The 16,738-nt window shown below is 39.7% G+C and carries 23 protein-coding genes, 1 pseudogene and 1 riboswitch; of the genes and pseudogenes, 7 read left to right on the top strand and 17 right to left on the bottom strand.

What is annotated here, in order from left to right:
• Positions 1–70 precede the first annotated feature (70 nt).
• The 5 genes and pseudogenes from ABDZ91_RS15245 to ABDZ91_RS15225 form a co-directional block, all read right to left on the bottom strand.
• Positions 71–193, bottom strand: a complete 123-nt coding sequence (locus tag ABDZ91_RS15245; protein ID WP_343800452.1) for a hypothetical protein — start codon at positions 191–193, stop codon at positions 71–73.
• Positions 194–296: 103 nt separating this feature from the next.
• Positions 297–470 carry a hypothetical protein gene (locus ABDZ91_RS15240; RefSeq protein WP_343800449.1) on the bottom strand — a complete coding sequence of 58 codons (174 nt, stop codon included), beginning with the start codon at positions 468–470 and terminating at the stop codon, positions 297–299.
• On the bottom strand, positions 467–796 hold the full coding sequence (locus ABDZ91_RS15235) for a hypothetical protein (protein WP_343800446.1): 330 nt from the start codon (positions 794–796) through the stop codon (positions 467–469). Before ABDZ91_RS15235 ends, ABDZ91_RS15240 begins: the two co-directional genes overlap by 4 nt.
• A 187-nt stretch (positions 797–983) precedes the next feature.
• On the bottom strand, positions 984–1,469 hold the full coding sequence (locus tag ABDZ91_RS15230) for a TIR domain-containing protein (protein WP_343800443.1): 486 nt from the start codon (positions 1,467–1,469) through the stop codon (positions 984–986).
• 197 nt (positions 1,470–1,666) lie between these two features.
• Positions 1,667–1,977 (bottom strand): annotated as a pseudogene (locus tag ABDZ91_RS15225) (cation:dicarboxylate symporter family transporter); the annotation flags it as partial.
• Between the two features lie 100 nt (positions 1,978–2,077).
• On the opposite strand from ABDZ91_RS15225, the gene ABDZ91_RS15220 reads away from it, so the two are divergent.
• Positions 2,078–2,248, top strand: coding sequence for a hypothetical protein (locus ABDZ91_RS15220; RefSeq protein ID WP_343800440.1), 171 nt, complete (start codon positions 2,078–2,080; stop codon positions 2,246–2,248).
• Between the two features lie 414 nt (positions 2,249–2,662).
• Here the strand turns inward: ABDZ91_RS15220 and ABDZ91_RS15215 are convergent, their stop codons facing one another.
• From ABDZ91_RS15215 to ABDZ91_RS15200, 4 genes are all read right to left on the bottom strand, one after another.
• Positions 2,663–3,145: an SRPBCC family protein gene (locus ABDZ91_RS15215; protein ID WP_343800437.1), complete on the bottom strand. Its 483-nt coding sequence runs from the start codon at positions 3,143–3,145 to the stop codon at positions 2,663–2,665.
• An 87-nt stretch (positions 3,146–3,232) separates the two neighbouring features.
• Positions 3,233–3,601, bottom strand: coding sequence for an MmcQ/YjbR family DNA-binding protein (locus ABDZ91_RS15210; RefSeq protein WP_343800434.1), 369 nt, complete (start codon positions 3,599–3,601; stop codon positions 3,233–3,235).
• A gap of 49 nt (positions 3,602–3,650) precedes the next feature.
• Complete coding sequence (locus ABDZ91_RS15205; RefSeq protein ID WP_343800431.1) at positions 3,651–4,028, bottom strand: iron chaperone; 378 nt, start codon at positions 4,026–4,028, stop codon at positions 3,651–3,653.
• A gap of 293 nt (positions 4,029–4,321) precedes the next feature.
• Positions 4,322–5,551 carry a dicarboxylate/amino acid:cation symporter gene (locus ABDZ91_RS15200; protein WP_343800428.1) on the bottom strand — a complete coding sequence of 410 codons (1,230 nt, stop codon included), beginning with the start codon at positions 5,549–5,551 and terminating at the stop codon, positions 4,322–4,324.
• Between the two features lie 392 nt (positions 5,552–5,943).
• On the opposite strand from ABDZ91_RS15200, the gene ABDZ91_RS15195 reads away from it, so the two are divergent.
• From ABDZ91_RS15195 to metC, 3 genes are all read left to right on the top strand, one after another.
• The gene (locus ABDZ91_RS15195) at positions 5,944–6,366 is read left to right on the top strand and encodes an RDD family protein (protein ID WP_343800425.1); all 423 of its coding nucleotides are present in this window, start codon (positions 5,944–5,946) and stop codon (positions 6,364–6,366) included.
• Positions 6,367–6,480: 114 nt separating this feature from the next.
• A riboswitch (SAM riboswitch) is annotated at positions 6,481–6,592 on the top strand.
• Positions 6,593–6,680: 88 nt separating this feature from the next.
• On the top strand, positions 6,681–7,796 hold the full coding sequence (locus ABDZ91_RS15190) for a methionine biosynthesis PLP-dependent protein (RefSeq protein WP_343800423.1): 1,116 nt from the start codon (positions 6,681–6,683) through the stop codon (positions 7,794–7,796).
• Positions 7,793–8,974: a cystathionine beta-lyase gene (metC, locus tag ABDZ91_RS15185; protein WP_343800420.1), complete on the top strand. Its 1,182-nt coding sequence runs from the start codon at positions 7,793–7,795 to the stop codon at positions 8,972–8,974. The genes ABDZ91_RS15190 and metC overlap by 4 nt, the downstream gene beginning before the upstream one ends.
• A gap of 60 nt (positions 8,975–9,034) precedes the next feature.
• Here the strand turns inward: metC and ABDZ91_RS15180 are convergent, their stop codons facing one another.
• The 3 genes from ABDZ91_RS15180 to ABDZ91_RS15170 form a co-directional block, all read right to left on the bottom strand.
• Positions 9,035–9,196, bottom strand: a complete 162-nt coding sequence (locus ABDZ91_RS15180) for an HAD family hydrolase (RefSeq protein ID WP_343800417.1) — start codon at positions 9,194–9,196, stop codon at positions 9,035–9,037.
• A 22-nt stretch (positions 9,197–9,218) separates the two neighbouring features.
• Entirely contained in the window at positions 9,219–9,656 is a 438-nt protein-coding gene (locus ABDZ91_RS15175; protein WP_343800414.1) for an HAD family hydrolase, read from the bottom strand.
• Positions 9,657–10,024: 368 nt separating this feature from the next.
• Positions 10,025–10,798: an SDR family NAD(P)-dependent oxidoreductase gene (locus ABDZ91_RS15170; RefSeq protein WP_343800411.1), complete on the bottom strand. Its 774-nt coding sequence runs from the start codon at positions 10,796–10,798 to the stop codon at positions 10,025–10,027.
• A gap of 148 nt (positions 10,799–10,946) precedes the next feature.
• Between ABDZ91_RS15170 and ABDZ91_RS15165 the strand changes: the two genes are divergently transcribed.
• Positions 10,947–11,549: a TetR/AcrR family transcriptional regulator gene (locus tag ABDZ91_RS15165; RefSeq protein WP_343800408.1), complete on the top strand. Its 603-nt coding sequence runs from the start codon at positions 10,947–10,949 to the stop codon at positions 11,547–11,549.
• 57 nt (positions 11,550–11,606) lie between these two features.
• On the opposite strand, the gene ABDZ91_RS15160 is transcribed toward ABDZ91_RS15165, so the two are convergent.
• Positions 11,607–13,268: a ribonuclease J gene (locus tag ABDZ91_RS15160; protein WP_343800405.1), complete on the bottom strand. Its 1,662-nt coding sequence runs from the start codon at positions 13,266–13,268 to the stop codon at positions 11,607–11,609.
• A 44-nt stretch (positions 13,269–13,312) separates the two neighbouring features.
• Between ABDZ91_RS15160 and ABDZ91_RS15155 the strand changes: the two genes are divergently transcribed.
• Positions 13,313–13,648: a hypothetical protein gene (locus ABDZ91_RS15155; protein WP_343800402.1), complete on the top strand. Its 336-nt coding sequence runs from the start codon at positions 13,313–13,315 to the stop codon at positions 13,646–13,648.
• A 31-nt stretch (positions 13,649–13,679) separates the two neighbouring features.
• Here ABDZ91_RS15155 and ABDZ91_RS15150 read toward each other — a convergent pair whose 3' ends face one another.
• From ABDZ91_RS15150 to ABDZ91_RS15135, 4 genes are all read right to left on the bottom strand, one after another.
• Positions 13,680–14,453: a divergent polysaccharide deacetylase family protein gene (locus tag ABDZ91_RS15150; RefSeq protein ID WP_343800399.1), complete on the bottom strand. Its 774-nt coding sequence runs from the start codon at positions 14,451–14,453 to the stop codon at positions 13,680–13,682.
• A gap of 132 nt (positions 14,454–14,585) precedes the next feature.
• On the bottom strand, positions 14,586–14,900 hold the full coding sequence (locus tag ABDZ91_RS15145; RefSeq protein ID WP_343800396.1) for a type II toxin-antitoxin system PemK/MazF family toxin: 315 nt from the start codon (positions 14,898–14,900) through the stop codon (positions 14,586–14,588).
• Complete coding sequence (locus ABDZ91_RS15140; protein ID WP_343800393.1) at positions 14,893–15,054, bottom strand: hypothetical protein; 162 nt, start codon at positions 15,052–15,054, stop codon at positions 14,893–14,895. Before ABDZ91_RS15140 ends, ABDZ91_RS15145 begins: the two co-directional genes overlap by 8 nt.
• 123 nt (positions 15,055–15,177) lie before the next feature.
• Positions 15,178–16,398, bottom strand: a complete 1,221-nt coding sequence (locus ABDZ91_RS15135) for a YecA family protein (protein ID WP_343800390.1) — start codon at positions 16,396–16,398, stop codon at positions 15,178–15,180.
• A 145-nt stretch (positions 16,399–16,543) separates the two neighbouring features.
• On the opposite strand from ABDZ91_RS15135, the gene ABDZ91_RS15130 reads away from it, so the two are divergent.
• Positions 16,544–16,711 carry a hypothetical protein gene (locus ABDZ91_RS15130; RefSeq protein ID WP_343800387.1) on the top strand — a complete coding sequence of 56 codons (168 nt, stop codon included), beginning with the start codon at positions 16,544–16,546 and terminating at the stop codon, positions 16,709–16,711.
• Positions 16,712–16,738 lie beyond the last annotated feature (27 nt).

Raw genomic sequence — 16,738 nt, 5'->3', positions numbered from 1 at the left:
AATGTTAGTGTTCGTCAGTATGATATTTGTTTTCATAAAAAAAGGTGCTTACTGCCGGTAAGATAGTATGTTACCACTCCGGGGCAGGCACCAATATTCCAAAAAATTGAGGGAAGAAGAGAAACAGACCGATTTTCAAAATGTGTACCTCCTCCACCAGTGGAATACTGAGTTGTTTTCCAAACTCAACCATAATATACACCACCCTTAATTTATTTAGTAATGTATTTAAAAAAATGCCCTTATTAGAGTTAAACAAAAAAAAAGAGAAGAAAATTATATTCTCTTCTCTAAAATCATGCTCTTGCTGTTTTTTTGTAAGGGTCATCTTTGTATTCCGCTTTTCTCTTATAAACGACTACCCCTGATTCTTCTCTTCCATTTTTGGTAGGAATAACTGCTCGGATACCAGTTACTGCTTCCCCAACTTTATAAGAATGTTTTCCTGTTAATTGATGAGGTCTGTTCATGCAGAATCACCTCCGAAAATATAATTTATTGTATTCATCAAGTTATAATTATGCCTAAAAATATCGTCAATTTCTTCTTCACTTAATTCCCTTGTTCCTGTTATAGCAACAAGAAGAACTAATTGTTTCCCTATAGGATAGCACAGTCCATATCTTTTATCAAAATGAATATCACTTTTGCGTAATACAGACTCCTCACTTTTTAAAAAGCAATCTACTACAATAATTCTTTCTGACTCATGTCTTCCTTCGTTAACGCCAAATTCATAAAACAGATCTCGACCTTCATTTCCAGCAATTTGCCTTAAACCATGTTCTTCTGCCATCCAAACACCTATACCCTCAACTGAAAAAAATTCTGGTGGTTGATAAGCTGTTCTAACACCTTCAGTTAGGTATTCATATTTCCGAGTGGGGTTGACTAATAATTCCTTCGATAATTTACGGAGTAGGCGAATTATTGAATAATCCTTCTCAGTATTATTGTATGCTTCTTCTAAAAGTTTAGAGGGATCAGCATAAAATTGAAGTTCTTGTATCTTGTTTAATTGCTCTACATGCTCGATTTACTGCTGCTTCAAAGTTTTGATCTGTCCGGATTTCATATTTCAAAACTGTTAAACCATCCAGGTCTGACGGTAAACGATATCCTTCTACACCTTCTTGATTAGGAATTAGATCAGGAATTATATAAAACACTCTACCTCTTCTTAGTCTTCCCCAGAATAATCCCATTTCAAATATTGTATTATCCCTAGTTTTGAATGTGATATTTCCCCGCGTATTTACAACATCATCTGGTGAGAATACAAATACAGCGAAATCATTCATATCTAATTGTCTTTCTAGACTTTCCATTGTATATTCTAGTGCAGCAAATGTGCCAGCTGACCAGGGAGTAACTTCAGCTACATAATGAAGTTGTTCATGAATTGCGTCTACATATTCGATAGATTCTCTAGCAGATCCAATAAATAGTTTTGGTTTTATCGTCATCATAAATCCTCCGGAAAAAATTACAAGATATAATATAGAATTTATATTAATTATATCATGACTTTTCCACAATTTGGATAAAAAACAGAAGATTATGAAGATTTGTTAAAGTGTTTTCTCCATGCATGACTTTTAGAAATTTTTAAGTGAAATTTGGTAAAACTTTTTCAGCCTTTTACCACAATCAAAAAATACCCAAATAATCCTTGAACCGCTATATTCACTTGTGTTAATACCATGGGAAGCATGATCTGTCCAATACTGGCACGCCTGCTGTTCCAACGCTTGCTAAAATAGCTATTAACACAACCATTAGAATCTGAGAGAAGGTTAAATCCCTATTGTATACTCCCTTGCATGATAGTTGTTCCATCCATATTGATTGTCGCAACGCTGTTTTCATTGAAAGCGGTAACGTCGCACTACTACTAGATGTACTAAACGCAACCGTCATGGCTGGGAGGAATCCTTTAAAGAATTCCACAGGATTCATTTTACCTAACGTTTTAACATAGTCTCAGAAACAGCTTCATCAGGAGTTTATCTGATAAATTGTGATACAATAAGAATAGTGCTTATGATTAGAATACAAATGAAGGTGGGATATATTTATGAAAAAAACGAGTAAATTCACCAACAATCAAAAAGTGCATTTAAAATCGACCGGAGAGTTGGTTACCATTACCAAATCGATGTATGTAGAAAACATGAAGCGTTACTCCTATATCCTTAAGGAATACCCAAATACCTTTTATTTCGAAGAGGAATTGGAAAGTAACTAAGTGTACGCCAAACCTATTCATAGGCATCTTCGTTTAAATATCATCGCTTCCCAAACCTCTTTCTTCGCATTCAAATCTGACTATGGGCAGGATTTCCTTTTTCCTTTAATGTTTCTTGCAAAGTTGTTTTAAACAGGACTAAAAAAGCAAAAATATCATCCAGACCAAAAATGATACTTTTGCTTTTTTTAATTTTGTATTTAAAAACTTTAATGCTTACAAACTGTTATCTACGCATTAACTTGCGTCTCATTAACTCCAGTACCCTGGATGTACTAAACGCAACCGTCATGGCTTGAAAGCATCCTTTAAAGAATTCAAGTGGATTCATTTTACCTAACGTTTTTACAAGGGAACCATAGACGACAAACTATATATTTACCTGCCCTTTTAGTGGAATAACTTTTTATTTTATTAACGCATTATATTTAATGCTTCCCTATAGATTTCACGCAATTGAGTAGCGTTATCTTCCCACTTAATGGGTTCACCATTTACGATTTGGGCCAATACATCCAAACACCTATGCCAACCTGCAGCGGTATTAACTGCCCATGAATCATCGTCAAAAGTATGGGTAAAAAACATCCGACAACCTTTATCTTCTTCCTGCAATGAGATGTTTATCAGATCATCCATTTCACGAAATCCAAATAAATACGGCTGTTCTAAGTCTGTAATGGTTGCCGTATATGTCGTACCTTCACCATCATCGAAGGCAATCCTGCCACCCAGTCTGAGATCCATCTCCCCGGTAGCAAAAGGGTACCATTGGGTAAAGTAACCCGGATCCGTTATGATTCGGAAAACTTCTTTTGGATTATGAGAAAAAAGCCTTTCAAATCGTAAAACATAACGACCGTTTGATTCATGTAGAGTCCCATAATTATTCATCATTCTTCCTCCTTCTTATTATCCTTGAAAAAAGGCGCTGAACCCAGGACCGGTAATACGTTACCATATCGGAGTCCGACACCAGCTTTTTCAGATCCTTTTCTCATTCCATATCTTAACTAACCGCTTTGGTGCCGCACGTAAATAGGCTTCTTGAATAAGTGCAGCCAATTCATCCCAATGTTCCTCATCTGGATTTTCAATTGATACCCAGCCATGATGCCCGATATACGGTGTTTTGAAAAAGTGCTCCTTTTGCAGTAATAATGCTTGTGTATCCCGGTCTGACTTGAACGATATGCTGAATCCCTTTTCGCTTTCACCTGATATGACAAAGGATTTTCCATTGATTTTAAACGTAATATGTCCGAATCCGTCAATAAGTTCAACCGCTTCGGGCAACGCAAGACTAATATCCCGCACCTGTTCCTGCATTCTTTCCGTGTCTTGTGATTTCATGTTTCATTCACCTATCCTGAAAGTTAGTAGATCTGATATTCATTCCATATCAACAAGAAGTATTTTCACCAGCAGGCCACATATCAACGGTTTTACGGATAAATGGTTCCAATCCCGTATCTTCAAGCTTGATTGATTTTTTTACGCGAATGCAGCCTTTGCCATAATTGTAGCCCGCTAATAGGGTTTCGGCATTTTCGATTTTTTGTATTGTCCCCACATAGAGGCTGACATAATGTTTTTGCGCGTTTAATGCAAAGATATAGGTATCATCTTTACCATAATTCAACATCTTATAGCGAATCACCTCTTCCAATTCGGGTGCATATGCCAAAATCATTTGTCGAATAACGAGCAGTTTCTCTTTTCGCCAATCTTCCTCAAGCAACTGTATATATTCTTCAGCATTCTTTGCATCATATTGCATATTGAAGTCTCACTCCTACATTTATTGATCTTTATACCATTCTCCCATACTATAAAAGAATCCTTCTTATGCCAACCTGCCACACTTTCCAGTTGTTCCACTCGCTGTTCCATTGCTTTCGCTGCACGCTGAACGGCTTTTTGACTTGTATTTTTTGATTTCGTCATAAAACCCAAAAGTTAGTTCACAAAATAATTACGGAAAGCACAAAAAAAGCAAAAATATCATCCATACTACAAATGATATTTTTGCTTTTTATATAACTTCAATGTTCACAAACTATAATCTACACATTAACTTGCTTCATTAACTCCAGTTCCCTTATCCTTCTCACTCTCCGCAACAATAACCGCACAAGCTGCATCCCCTGTAATATTAACGGCAGTACGCAACATATCTAATAGGCGATCAATTCCGATAATGAGCGCAATCCCTTCAACCGGCAAGTTCACTTGCGTTAATACCATCGCAAGCATGATCAGTCCGACTCCAGGCACACCGGCTGTTCCAATGCTGGCTAAAACAGCCGTTAGCACAACCATTAGAATTTGAGAGAAAGATAGATCCGTATTGTACACTTGCGCGATAAATACGGTGGCCACCCCTTGCATGATGGCTGTTCCATCCATATTGATCGTCGCACCTAATGGCTGGACGAAGCTACTGATTGGCTTTGGAACTTTTAAGTTTTCTTGGGCTGCTTTCATGGATACCGGTAACGTCGCACTACTACTGGATGTACTAAACGCAACCGTCATGGCTGGGAAGAACCCTTTAAAGAATTCAATTGGATTCATTTTTCCTAATACTTTAACCATGGAACCATAGACGACAAGGACATGTATTAAGAGACCGGCTATTACGACCAACATGTAACCGGCCATTGCCTTCGCGCCATCTAATCCCATTCTACCGATAGCTGAAGCAAGGAGACCAAATGCCCCATATGGAGCAAATTTCATAATCAGATTCACCAGGAACATCATAATTTCATTGCCCTGCTCCGTGATTCTCATGACACCTTCTGCTTTTTTACCAAGCATGGCTAATGCAAAACCAACAAAGATTGAGAAGAAGATGATTTGTAGCATATTTCCTTCTACTAATGATTGAATCGGGTTAGTTGGAATAATGCTTGTAAACGTTTCTACCACTGATGGTGCCTCATTCGCTTCAAAGGATGCTCCAGCCGTATCAAACCCTGCATCACCTGGCTTAAAGATATACGCTAAAGCTAAAGCAATAATAATCGCAAATGTCGTAGTGGCAAGAAAGAATCCAATGGTTTTCGTACCTATTCTTCCTAATTTTTTCGGATCCCCTAAGGATGCCGTTCCTAGTGTAATGGATAGGAAAACAATTGGAACGACGAGCATCTTAATTAAGTTCAGAAAGATGGTACCTAGTGGTCCAAAGACGTAGGTATTCAACGTAGTGAAAAGATCTGGCGCCAGGAAGTGAAGTAATAAACCGATGATTGCACCTAAGCCCAGGCCAATAAAAATCTTTTTGGTTAAACTCATTTTTTCTCCTCCCTCTATCATTTTATTATTCTTGCAAATGTATCCGCTTACAAATTAGCCCAGTTTAAATACCCTGAGCTCCATGACCAATACCACTCAGCATGCTTTTCCAGGACCTTCATACTAAGTGTCCGGTTAAAAAGTCGGCTTACAGCAATATCCTATCGATCGATATAGGGACAATGTCCTTTTTAATTATATACGGGTTAATTCTGAAGTATTACTGATTATTGAAAATTTGAATTATTTAGTCAACTTTTAAAATTTATGTTCTCTTCAGGAATCCCTTCCGTTCATATTTTTCCATTTTATTGGGAATAGGTGTGTTAAAATAAATTGAAGTACTTTGAATTTTATAAGTCGTGGGCTTTTTTGTAAAAGGGGGAATTGCATTGCTTAACAACCCAGCAGGATTTTGGGTGAGGTTTGGCGCATCTATTGTTGATGGAGTATTTTTATTATTTGTATTAGGATTTGTTAGTCTTATGGTTTACAAGCAATTCATCGTAGAGGGCTTTTCCTTAATAAGTATTCTGGAAGCTTTATATTATTTATTACTACCAGTTTTTTGGCATGGGTATACGGTTGGAAAAAGAATGATTGGAATTCGGATTGCCCGCACAGACGGTGAAAAAGTTGGTCTGGGAACTATGCTTCTTCGAAATCTTGTTGCCTCTTTAGTTTATGTTATTACATTTGGCATAGGCATTATAGTTAGTGCTTTTATGGTGGGGATTAGAGAAGATAAACGCTCTATCCACGATTTTATTGCAGGGACTTATGTTACGCATGATAAACCTGATAGAGGTATCTGACCCACTTGCATGAGTGACTTAGTATTACAATTACTTAAAATGCAATGTTAAGAATTTATTGACAATTACCCATAACAAATAGTACAGTTTACAGATAAATGAATAACGCATTATCTCTTATCCAGAGAGGTCGAGGGTATGGCCCTATGACACCTCAGCAACCTTCAATTTATTGAAAAGGTGCTAATTCCATCAGGTTTTTTTAAAAAAACTTGGCAGATAAGAGGACAGTCTAGCTATGATATCCAATCGTCCTCTTCATCGCCATGAAGAGGGCTTTTTTTATTGACTAACATTCTAAAGGAGATTAAAAGATGACTAGTTTTGACACCAAGCTTGCTCAAATTGGAAATCGTAGTGAATCGGTTACAGGTGCCGTTAATCCGCCTGTATACTTTTCTACTGCATATAGACACGAAGGGATTGGTCAATCTACTGGCTATGATTATGTCCGCACTGGGAACCCGACTCGTCAGCTTCTGGAGAATGCCATTGCTGACTTGGAAGAAGGTGCCCAGGGGTATGCCTGCAGTTCTGGCATGGCAGCTATCTTGACCATCCTTTCCCTTTTTCAGTCAGGGGATGAATGGATTGTTTCCAAGGATCTTTACGGAGGTACGTATCGACTTCTCGAACAAGGCTTTAAAAAGTGGGGCCTTAAGTGTAAGTATGTGAATACTAGTCAAACCGAAGAGATTGCTAGTCACATTACTTCTCAAACAAAGGCAATTTTTCTTGAGACCCCAACCAATCCTCTTATGGAGCAAACGGATATTGCCGAAGTGGCTTCCATCGCTAAAGAGCACGGGGTACTTTTGATTGTTGACAATACCTTCTATACGCCTTATCTGCAAAGGCCCATACTGTTAGGGGCTGATATTGTGGTTCATAGTGCCACGAAATATTTAGGAGGTCATAACGATGTACTGGCTGGACTCATCGTGGCTAAAGGGAAGGAATTGTGTGAAGCTTTATCCCTTCACCATAATGGGGCCGGTGCCGTATTAAGCCCCTTTGATTCTTGGCTCCTCATTCGGGGTATGAAGACATTGGCCTTACGGATGAAGCAGCATGAGAAGAATGCCAAAGAGGTTTTTTCATATTTAGTAAACCATGAAGCTGTTACCGATGTTTTATATCCGGGGCGAGGAGGCATGCTGTCTTTTCGAATCCGGGATGAAAACTGGGTGAATCCGTTTTTACAGAGCCTTCAACTGATTACGTTTGCTGAAAGCTTAGGAGGAGTCGAAAGCTTTATCACGTATCCAGCTACCCAGACCCACGCGGATATTCCTGAACCTATACGCATCGAAACCGGTGTTTGTAACCGTTTATTACGATTCTCGGTCGGTATTGAAGATGCGACCGATCTCATTTACGATTTAGAGCAAGCCTTTTCAAAACTAGTCAGAAAGGTGGAGACACGATGACCAATTATTCCTTTGAAACGAAGCTCTTACATAATACACATAAAGTAGATCCTTCTACAGGTGGTGTCAGTGTCCCCATCCACCCTGCTTCCACTTTTCATCAGAAAAGTATCGATGAGTTTGGGAAGTATGATTATAGCCGAAGCGCGAATCCGACCCGTGAAGCTTTAGAGGAAATCATTGCATCCTTGGAAGGAGGAACCAGAGGCTTTGCTTTTGCTTCTGGGATGGCCGCTATTTCGACCGCCTTTCTTCTTTTATCTCAAGGAGATCATGTCATTATTTCAGAAGATGTATACGGTGGGACCTATCGAATGATCACGCAAGTCCTATCAAGATATGGGATTGAACACACCTTCGTTGACATGACGAATCTAGAATCAGTGGAAGAAGCAATCCAGCCTAACACAAAGGTTTTTTATGTAGAAACGCCATCCAACCCGCTATTAAAGGTAACCGATATACAAGCCATCAGTAAGCTGGCCAAACAGCATGGGGCCTTAACTTTTGTGGATAATACTTTTCTTACTCCTTATTTACAGCAGCCGCTGTTATTAGGAGCTGACCTCGTCCTTCATAGTGCGACTAAATTTTTATCGGGACATAGTGATGTAGTAGCAGGTCTGGCAGTTGTAAAGGATGAAGGGCTTGGGGAACGACTAGGCTTTTTACAAAACTCTTTCGGTGCAGTACTGGGAGTACAGGATGCTTGGTTAGTGATGAGAGGGATTAAAACTTTATCTGTTCGAATTCAGCAGTCTTCTTCCTCCACGCTTAAAATAGCAGAGTTTTTAGCTGAACATCCATTCGTAAAACAGGTCTATTACCCTGGATTAAGCAGCCATCCCCAATATGCTTTATCAAACAAGCAGACAAACGGTCCAGGAGCTGTTCTCTCCTTTGAATTAAAAAATGGACAGGTGTTCCGCACATTTGTAGAACAGGTGAAGATCCCTGTTTTTGCGGTTAGTTTAGGGGCAGTGGAATCGATCCTCTCCTATCCCGCTAAAATGTCTCATGCCGCCATGCCTGAAGGGGAAAGAGAAAAAAGAGGAATCACCAATTGTCTCCTCCGCTTATCGGTTGGTCTGGAACATCCAGAGGATTTGATTCAGGACTTTTCCCAAGCGCTAAAGGCGGGACAAGGGGACAGGTTAACTGTCCCACTTCCCTTGTAGTTCAAAAAAGAAAAGGTGCCTGACCCCCAGTACAGTAAAGCACTGGAGGGCAGGCACCGATCATGGTAAAAACAATTTTACTAAATCCTCTAAACTCTTAATGGAATAATCATACTGATCCACTTCACCAAACCCATACTCCGCGTATACAAACGGTATTTCTGCAAAGTTGGCAGCCTTTTGATCACCGATTGTGTCTCCTACATATACAGGACTCTTCAAATTGTTCCGCTCCATTAAGAGCTTAAAATTTTTCCCCTTTTGTCAGTCCCGTTCTTCCTGGGTTTTCAAAATCTAAAAAGTAATGACCTAGATTGTGGTATTTTGAAAATGCTTCAATATACCCCTCTTGGCAATTACTCACGATATAAAGCTTATACTGTTTGGATAACGCATCCAACACCTCTTCAAGCTTCCTGTAAGGCTGACCGCCGTTTTCTTCTATATATTGATTTTCAACCTCAATACACTTTTGTAAAACTTCTTTCCGTTGCTCCTCACTCAAGGTAGGAAAAAGCTTTCGTCCAATTTCATCGAGTTGCAGACCCATCATTCCCGTCAAGTCATCCACTGTGATTTCATCTAGCTCATCGTATTCCTTAATGACTTGATTCCAAGCAATGGCGATCTCTTTTCTTGAGTCCCATAGCGTTCCGTCTAAATCAAAGATGATACTGTCCATTTTGTGTCTCCTTCCTTGGCCTTAGCCAAATTAAAAAGGCAATCTTTAATTAGATTAACATACCGTTAAGGAAAAAGTTATCGTTAATAGTAGGAATCATCGCACTCGTCACCAATAGAAAAAAGAAGTAAACCGCCCTATCCCTGACTAGATGTGGGTTGTTTTACTTCTTTTTAAAAAACTACCTATTAAATAGTCGACCGCTCTTCTAGCGGTGTGTGACTGTATAGACGGGGTGCTCTAACACCTCGTCTTTTTATTTCTGTACATTGTATATAAAAATTATACCTTCCGTACATGCTGAAAATCAAGGGATAACCTTAATATGCACAAAAAACTCCCACACATCAGTATGGGAGATATAAATATTACTGGTTGATTTGACCGCCATCCACTGTATAAATGGATTGAGTCACATAGGAAGCATCGTCTGAAAGCAAGAAGATCGCTACATTTGCTACTTCTTCTGCTTCTCCGTATCTTCCCATTGGTACAGCAGCACCAAATGCTTTTCTTGCTCCTTCCGCATCCTGAGGAACTGTATTTTTTTCGATTTGACGCATCATGCGTGTATTGATGACTCCTGGAGCCACCGCGTTTACTCGAACACCAAATGGAGCTGTCTCTAATGCCACTACTTTGGTCATTCCCATCACGGCATGTTTGGAGCTGTTGTAACCTACAAACCCAGGTGAACCGATTAGACCTGCACCTGAGGCAGTGTTAACAATACTACCAGACCCTTGCTTCTTCATGACTGGTACAATGTATTTTAGTCCAAGGAATGCACCTTTGACATTGACATTTAGGACTAAATCAAATGTTTCAGTTGGGTAATCCTCTACATTTGCCGTAATTCCTTCGATTCCTGCATTGTTGAGGAATCCATCGATTCTTCCAAACTTTTCAACTGTTGCGTCTACATATGCTTTGACCTCTTCTTCTTTTGCAACATTTGCTTGAAGGGCAATCGCTCTTGAATCATCAAGACCTAATTCTGAAACCACTTGTTGAACAGCCTCTAGATTTAAGTCTACTAAAGCAAGTTTTGCTCCTTGCTCAGTTAGCTTTTTCGCTGTTGCTTTTCCGATTCCACCTGCAGCTCCGGTAATGACAACTACTTTACCTTCGAATTTACTCATATTAAAATACCTCCTAGAAGATACAAATTATTTTGACTACAATTTAATTGTACTCCTTTGTCCAAATACAACAATCATTAGAATAGTAGGAAGTGTCTATCTAGTAGACACTATGGAGGGATGTGTCTACTTCCTAGGAGGTTTTTTTATGAGTGGTGAAAACAGGACACCATCTACACGACAAAATCGAACAGAAAAACATTTACAACTAGCATTAATCGAACTTATTAAAGAAAAGGGATACCATACTGTGTCCGTGAAGGATATTGTGAATCATGCCTCTTATAATCGAAGTACCTTTTATGTCCATTACCAAGATAAAATTGAATTAGCTGAGGATTTGCTTGATTCCATGCTTCAAGGGTTGGAAGAATCCGTCGGGGAACCCTATACACCTGGACAAAAAGTATATTCAGTGAATCTACATGCACCATCCTTTAATATCGTTTCCTACATATATAAACACCGGGATTTTTTTGAGCTCATTAAATATGATGACACGTTACCAGGATTGCACACGAGATTCCCTCAATCCATCTTGAACATCTATCACGAACAGTTTATCTTTGAAACAATCAACAACACACCAGTAAACATGGATTATTTTAAACGGTATATAGCCTTCGGTTTTTACGGACTCATTTTGAGCTGGATCAAGAGTGACTTTAAAGAACCTCAAGACGCATTTATTCAAGAAGTCATTGATTTAGCCAAAACCCATATTCACTCGATTAAATATATTGGAAAATAGTAATAGAAAAAAAAGGCCAGATCCCTCATTTACTGGGGGTCTGACCCTTCCTATCATTCAAACCTCAATCAACAAAGGAATAATCATCGGGTCCTTCCTCGTCCGTTCTTTTATATATTGGGATATGGACCTTTTGATATTTTTCTTCAGCACATTCCTTGAATTCCGATTGGCATCGAGTAGCTCGTTGATGGTATCTAACGTAATTCGCTTCATACCTCTTTTAAGTTCTGTGAAGCTCTGGTCAACAAATCCTCTTGAGAAAAATTCGGGATCGGCGAGAAGTTTGTTATCTTGTTTGTTCATTGGGATGATAATCACGATCATACCATCCTCAGAAATTTGTTTCCGGTCCCGCAATACAAATTCCATATCTCCTACATCTACACCGTCCACATACGTCTCACCACTTGGGATGCTTCTCGTAAAACGGGCAATGGAATTTTCGATATCCACTACATCCCCATTTTTTATAATAAAGGTATTCCCTTCCTCTACCCCAACTGATTCAGCAAGCATTCGATGATGTTGCAGCATTCTGTACTCACCATGAATTGGAACAAAGTATTTCGGCTTCATCAGGGTGAGCATGAGCCTTAGGTCTTCTTGATATCCATGACCTGACACATGCATGCCTGAACTGCTACCGGATCCATAGATGACGTGGGCTCCCAGTTTATATAAGTTGTCAACGATGGTCGTGACACTTCGTTCATTGCCAGGGATTGGCCCTGCTGCAAGGATGACTGTATCTTCAGGTAAAATCTCGACATCACGGAAGTTTCCAGTGGACAGACGGCTGAGGGCTGCCCCTACTTCTCCTTGGCTCCCAGTGCATAAAATCGTCACCATTTCCGGAGGCATTTCATTGATTTCTCTAGCATCAATTAACATCCCTTTAGGAACGTTTAGATACCCACGCTCCATCGCAACCTGAACCACATTCACCATTGACCGCCCAAGTAGGGCTAGTTTCCGGTTGTGTTTTTCTGAAGCCTCAACAACCTGTTGGATCCGACTTACATTGGAAGCGAAGGTGGATACAATCACCTTTCGTTTTGCCTTCCCTATCATCTGGTCCAAGTTGCTCCCTACCATGTGTTCGGAAGGTGTATAGCCGGGACGCTCTGCATTGGTACTTTCTGATAAAAGAAGTAGAACCCCTTTGTTCCCGATTTCAGCCATCTTGTGAATGTCGGGGCGTTCATTATTTGCTGGTGTCAAATCGAATTTGAAGTCACCCGTATGTACAATCGTCCCTTCTTCAGTGTTGAAAACGATCCCTAAACAATCTGGAATACTATGATTCACCCGGAAGAAGCTAATTTTCATGTCACCAATTGGGACTTCCGAATCTGACTTGATCTCAATCAGGGTACTTTCTCGTAAAATTCGATGCTCTCTTAATTTAAGTTCAATTAACCCCAATGTGAATCGTGTCGCATACACGGGCACATTGATTTTTTTCAAAAAGAAAGGGATTCCCCCAATATGGTCCTCATGGCCATGTGTCACAATTAAGGCCCGCACTCTGTCCTGATTTTCTATAAGGTAAGAAAAATCAGGGATGATTAAATCAATTCCTAACAAACTTTCATCGGGAAACTTATTTCCGCAATCAATCACGACAATATCGTTTCCATGTTCGATGGCGTACATGTTTTTGCCGATTTCTTGTAAGCCACCAAGGGCATAGACTGATAATCCTTTTGATTGCATATGACTCCCACCCAGTTTTGTAATAATATGGGTTAGTATGTCCTTTGGGGTTTACTTTTATCTTCAATAAAGGAAAAATACTTGAAAGAAACGGGCGGGTCTTTGCCGGTTGGGTCCCTTACTTTCCGGTTGAGGCACGTTACTTGCCGGTTGGGTCTCTTTACTTTCCGGTTGAGGCCCGTTACTTGCCGGTTGGGTCTCTTTACTTTCCGGTTGAGGCCCGTTACTTGCCGGTTGAGTCTCTTTACTTTCCGGTTGAGGCCCGTTACTTGCCGGTTGGGTCTCTTTACTTTCCGGTTGCGACACATTACTTGCCGGTTATGTCCCATTACCTGCACATTGTGTCCCATAAAAAAAGGGTGACTGACCCAGTTCATTAAAGCAACAAAGGTCAGTCACCTGTTTTATCATTTACATCTGGTTTTCAAGCAATCTATGCTCTTCAATTAAATCAGAAAGATGAACAATATTTGCCCTCTTTTCAAAAATAGGAATGAATTGTTTTAACACCGTAACCATCTTTGGTCCTGTAATCCCAACATGTCCGATCGCGATCGGCTGTTCATTTTCTGGAATTTTATGGGCCAATAAATTGGCTTGCTTTGAAATATGCCTGGTCGTGTAGACATCATCAAAAAAGAAATCATTTTCTAAATATGGCACATTCAATTCTTTGGCCAGCTTTTCAACAACGCTTTTACTTGAGGTCATGCTGTCCAGATAGAATAAACCTTTTTCCTTACATACCTCAAGAACAATCCGCATGACTCTTTCGTCTTCAGTAGCCTTCGAACCCATATGATGATTCATCCCTACAATATGCGGTACATCCTTAATCGCGTCTTCCACCCGCTTCCGGATCTCCTCATTACTTAGATCCGTTGTGATGGCCCCTGGACCGAGCCAGGATTTTTTCCCCCTTTTCGGCTGCATGGGTAAATGAAGAATGACCTCATGACCATATTTATGTGCCAGCTCTGCATCTTCTTTGGTCGTGGGCATAAATGGCATGACAGCTACTGTCAGTTTAGTGGGAAGCATTAGCATTTCTTCTGTTCCCTTCATATCATTACCTAAATCATCGATGACAATGGCTAGCTCGTTTTTAGGTTCATCTGGAGATTCTGCTAAACCTTGTGGAGTAAATGAAAAAAGCAGGAAGAAGCTGCAAATTAAGATTTTCACTGATACATCCCTCACTTTTTTTATGTAGTATGCCCTATTCAACCTTAATCATTTTAGTAAGTGAAACCTTTTACATGAATAAGAAAAAGGTGCCTGAACCCCAGTGAGTCGGGGGCAGGCACCTGATAATAATTAAAAGTAATTTCTTATGGTAGTTAACACTCTTTCCAGGTCATTCTCATGTAATTTACCAATCCTAAATAATAATTCTTGATAATGTAGTGTATGTAATTTTGAACATCTTACTATTGAAGGTTTGTCTAGCCCTGCTTCCTTCCACCATTCAATAACAACATCAAATTCATTTCTAACCTGTTTACTAGATACAGTAGCTATTAAATGATCTAATTCTGCAATTATATTATCATTGCTAACAATTACAACTGGCCTTCTCTTTCCATTTAGTTCAACAGTCCAGATTTCCCCACGTCTCCCGTTTTTACTCATCATCAGTACCCCAAAATATTTCTTCTTTTTCTTTTATAATTTGCTCTTTTGGAGGTCTACTATCAAAATATTTATCAAATAATTCGTTTAATAACCTGATTCTTTCGCTATTGTCCATTTCTTCGATGGCTTTTAAAATTTCTTCAGCAGTCATGTACTAACCACCTCAAATAATTTATTGGTTTTTAATTGTAGCAGTTAATTCATATTGACATAACAACATTTATATCTTTTCCCTAGTTTAAAGATGTGTTCCCCCGGAAGCAACACTAGGATATCATCTACCACAACACTTCTTAAACTTCTTCCCACTCCCACAAGGACAAGGTTCATTACGCCCCGTCTTCTTAAATTCATCCATCTGAACAACCGTTGAATTTGCCTGCGTATTGAATGGGACTTTTGGTAAAGGCTTTAAATGTGGCTTCTCACTTTTCGATAGTTCCGATGGTGTATGCCCTTTGAGCACCCACAACCTTGTGTTGTTGTGGATGGTAAATACTTTATCCGTTACTTGCTGTAGAATTTCCATGGATGGGAACTCGAGCATTTCTTGAAGAAATTCTATTAACTTTGTCGGTTGGACTTCCTCTTGGATCATATCTGTTAATTCATACACTATATCCTCCGCATCATCATTTGTCATGTCATAATTCTCGCGTAGAAAACGCAAAAAACTGTTCAATTCTGGAGTTCGATCTAAGTAGTTTATTTTCCCTGCTCTGAGTAATTCCTTTTTCGTAAAAGGATAGAAGTCCACATTGAGTCTCATTTGGTGTTCCTTTATGATCTGAGCCGGTTCCTCGACGCCGGCATTAGCAATCCCGTGTCCAGTAAAACATACTTGATCGTAATAATCAGCCGCAGTTCTCATTACTTGGAAATATTCCCAGGTGTCCACCTCTTGCTTCGTATATTTCGTAAGCCTATCAATAATGTCAGGTGTTCGCATAACACCGTAGTAATGGAGCATACCGTGAGTTAGGAGAATCCATTCGGTATTTCTTCTTATGATGCTTTGTAGCTGCTGCCCATCCAATCGAGAAAAGACATCCATCAGTTCTTTGGGTAAAACCAAAACTTTTTGATTATTATGAGCACCAGAGAATAGAAGCGTATATGCCCTCATCCTTAGAGCCCTAAATAGAGGGAAATCATCATCAACCTTGATTTTCCCTCCATTCTTTACAGCCTTTTTGATAAAATCAAATCTTTCTTGATCTAAGGTATAGAGGACCTGTTTAAAATGGCCAGGTAGCAATTCTACTAGTTTAGCTTTTAGCTCCGCTTTTTTTAATGAACTAATTCCACCAAAATTGGCATTTTTTCGAATCGTATCTAAATCACCCTTGGTAAAGCGACTCAATACTTCTTCCAAGCTGCACGGAACTTCAATCTGTTGCCAAATCTCTTTTTCCCTTTTCGCTTGCCATCTTTCACTATCCCGCTTCATACCCTCTAGCGCATTTAACAGGTCTTTTTCCAGTTTTCTATCCATATCCGAACTCCTCTTGCAAAATTAGTTACTGCTATTATATATGAAAAAGTTACCTGTCCCAAGTGAAGTAATACGTTAAATTGGGTCTGGGGGAAGGTAATTTTTTACGGTTGCGGTAAGTTACTTTCCGGTTGCGACTCGGTACTTGCCGGTTGCGGCTCGTTACTTTCCGGTTGCGGCTCGGTACTTTCCGGTTGTGGCTCATTACTTTCCGGTTGCGACACTTTACTTTCCGGTTGTGGCTCGGTACTTTCCGGTTGCGGCACATTACTTGCCGGTTGCGGCTCGGTACTTTCCGGTTGCGGCACATTAAATACGAAAAAGGCGCCTCACCCCAGGG

Origin of the sequence: Bacillus carboniphilus (assembly GCF_039522365.1) — a bacterium.
Taxonomy (GTDB): domain Bacteria; phylum Bacillota; class Bacilli; order Bacillales; family JC228; genus Bacillus_BF; species Bacillus_BF carboniphilus.
Note: the sequence above shows the minus strand (reverse complement) of the source record. Positions and strands in the feature narration are given on the sequence as shown.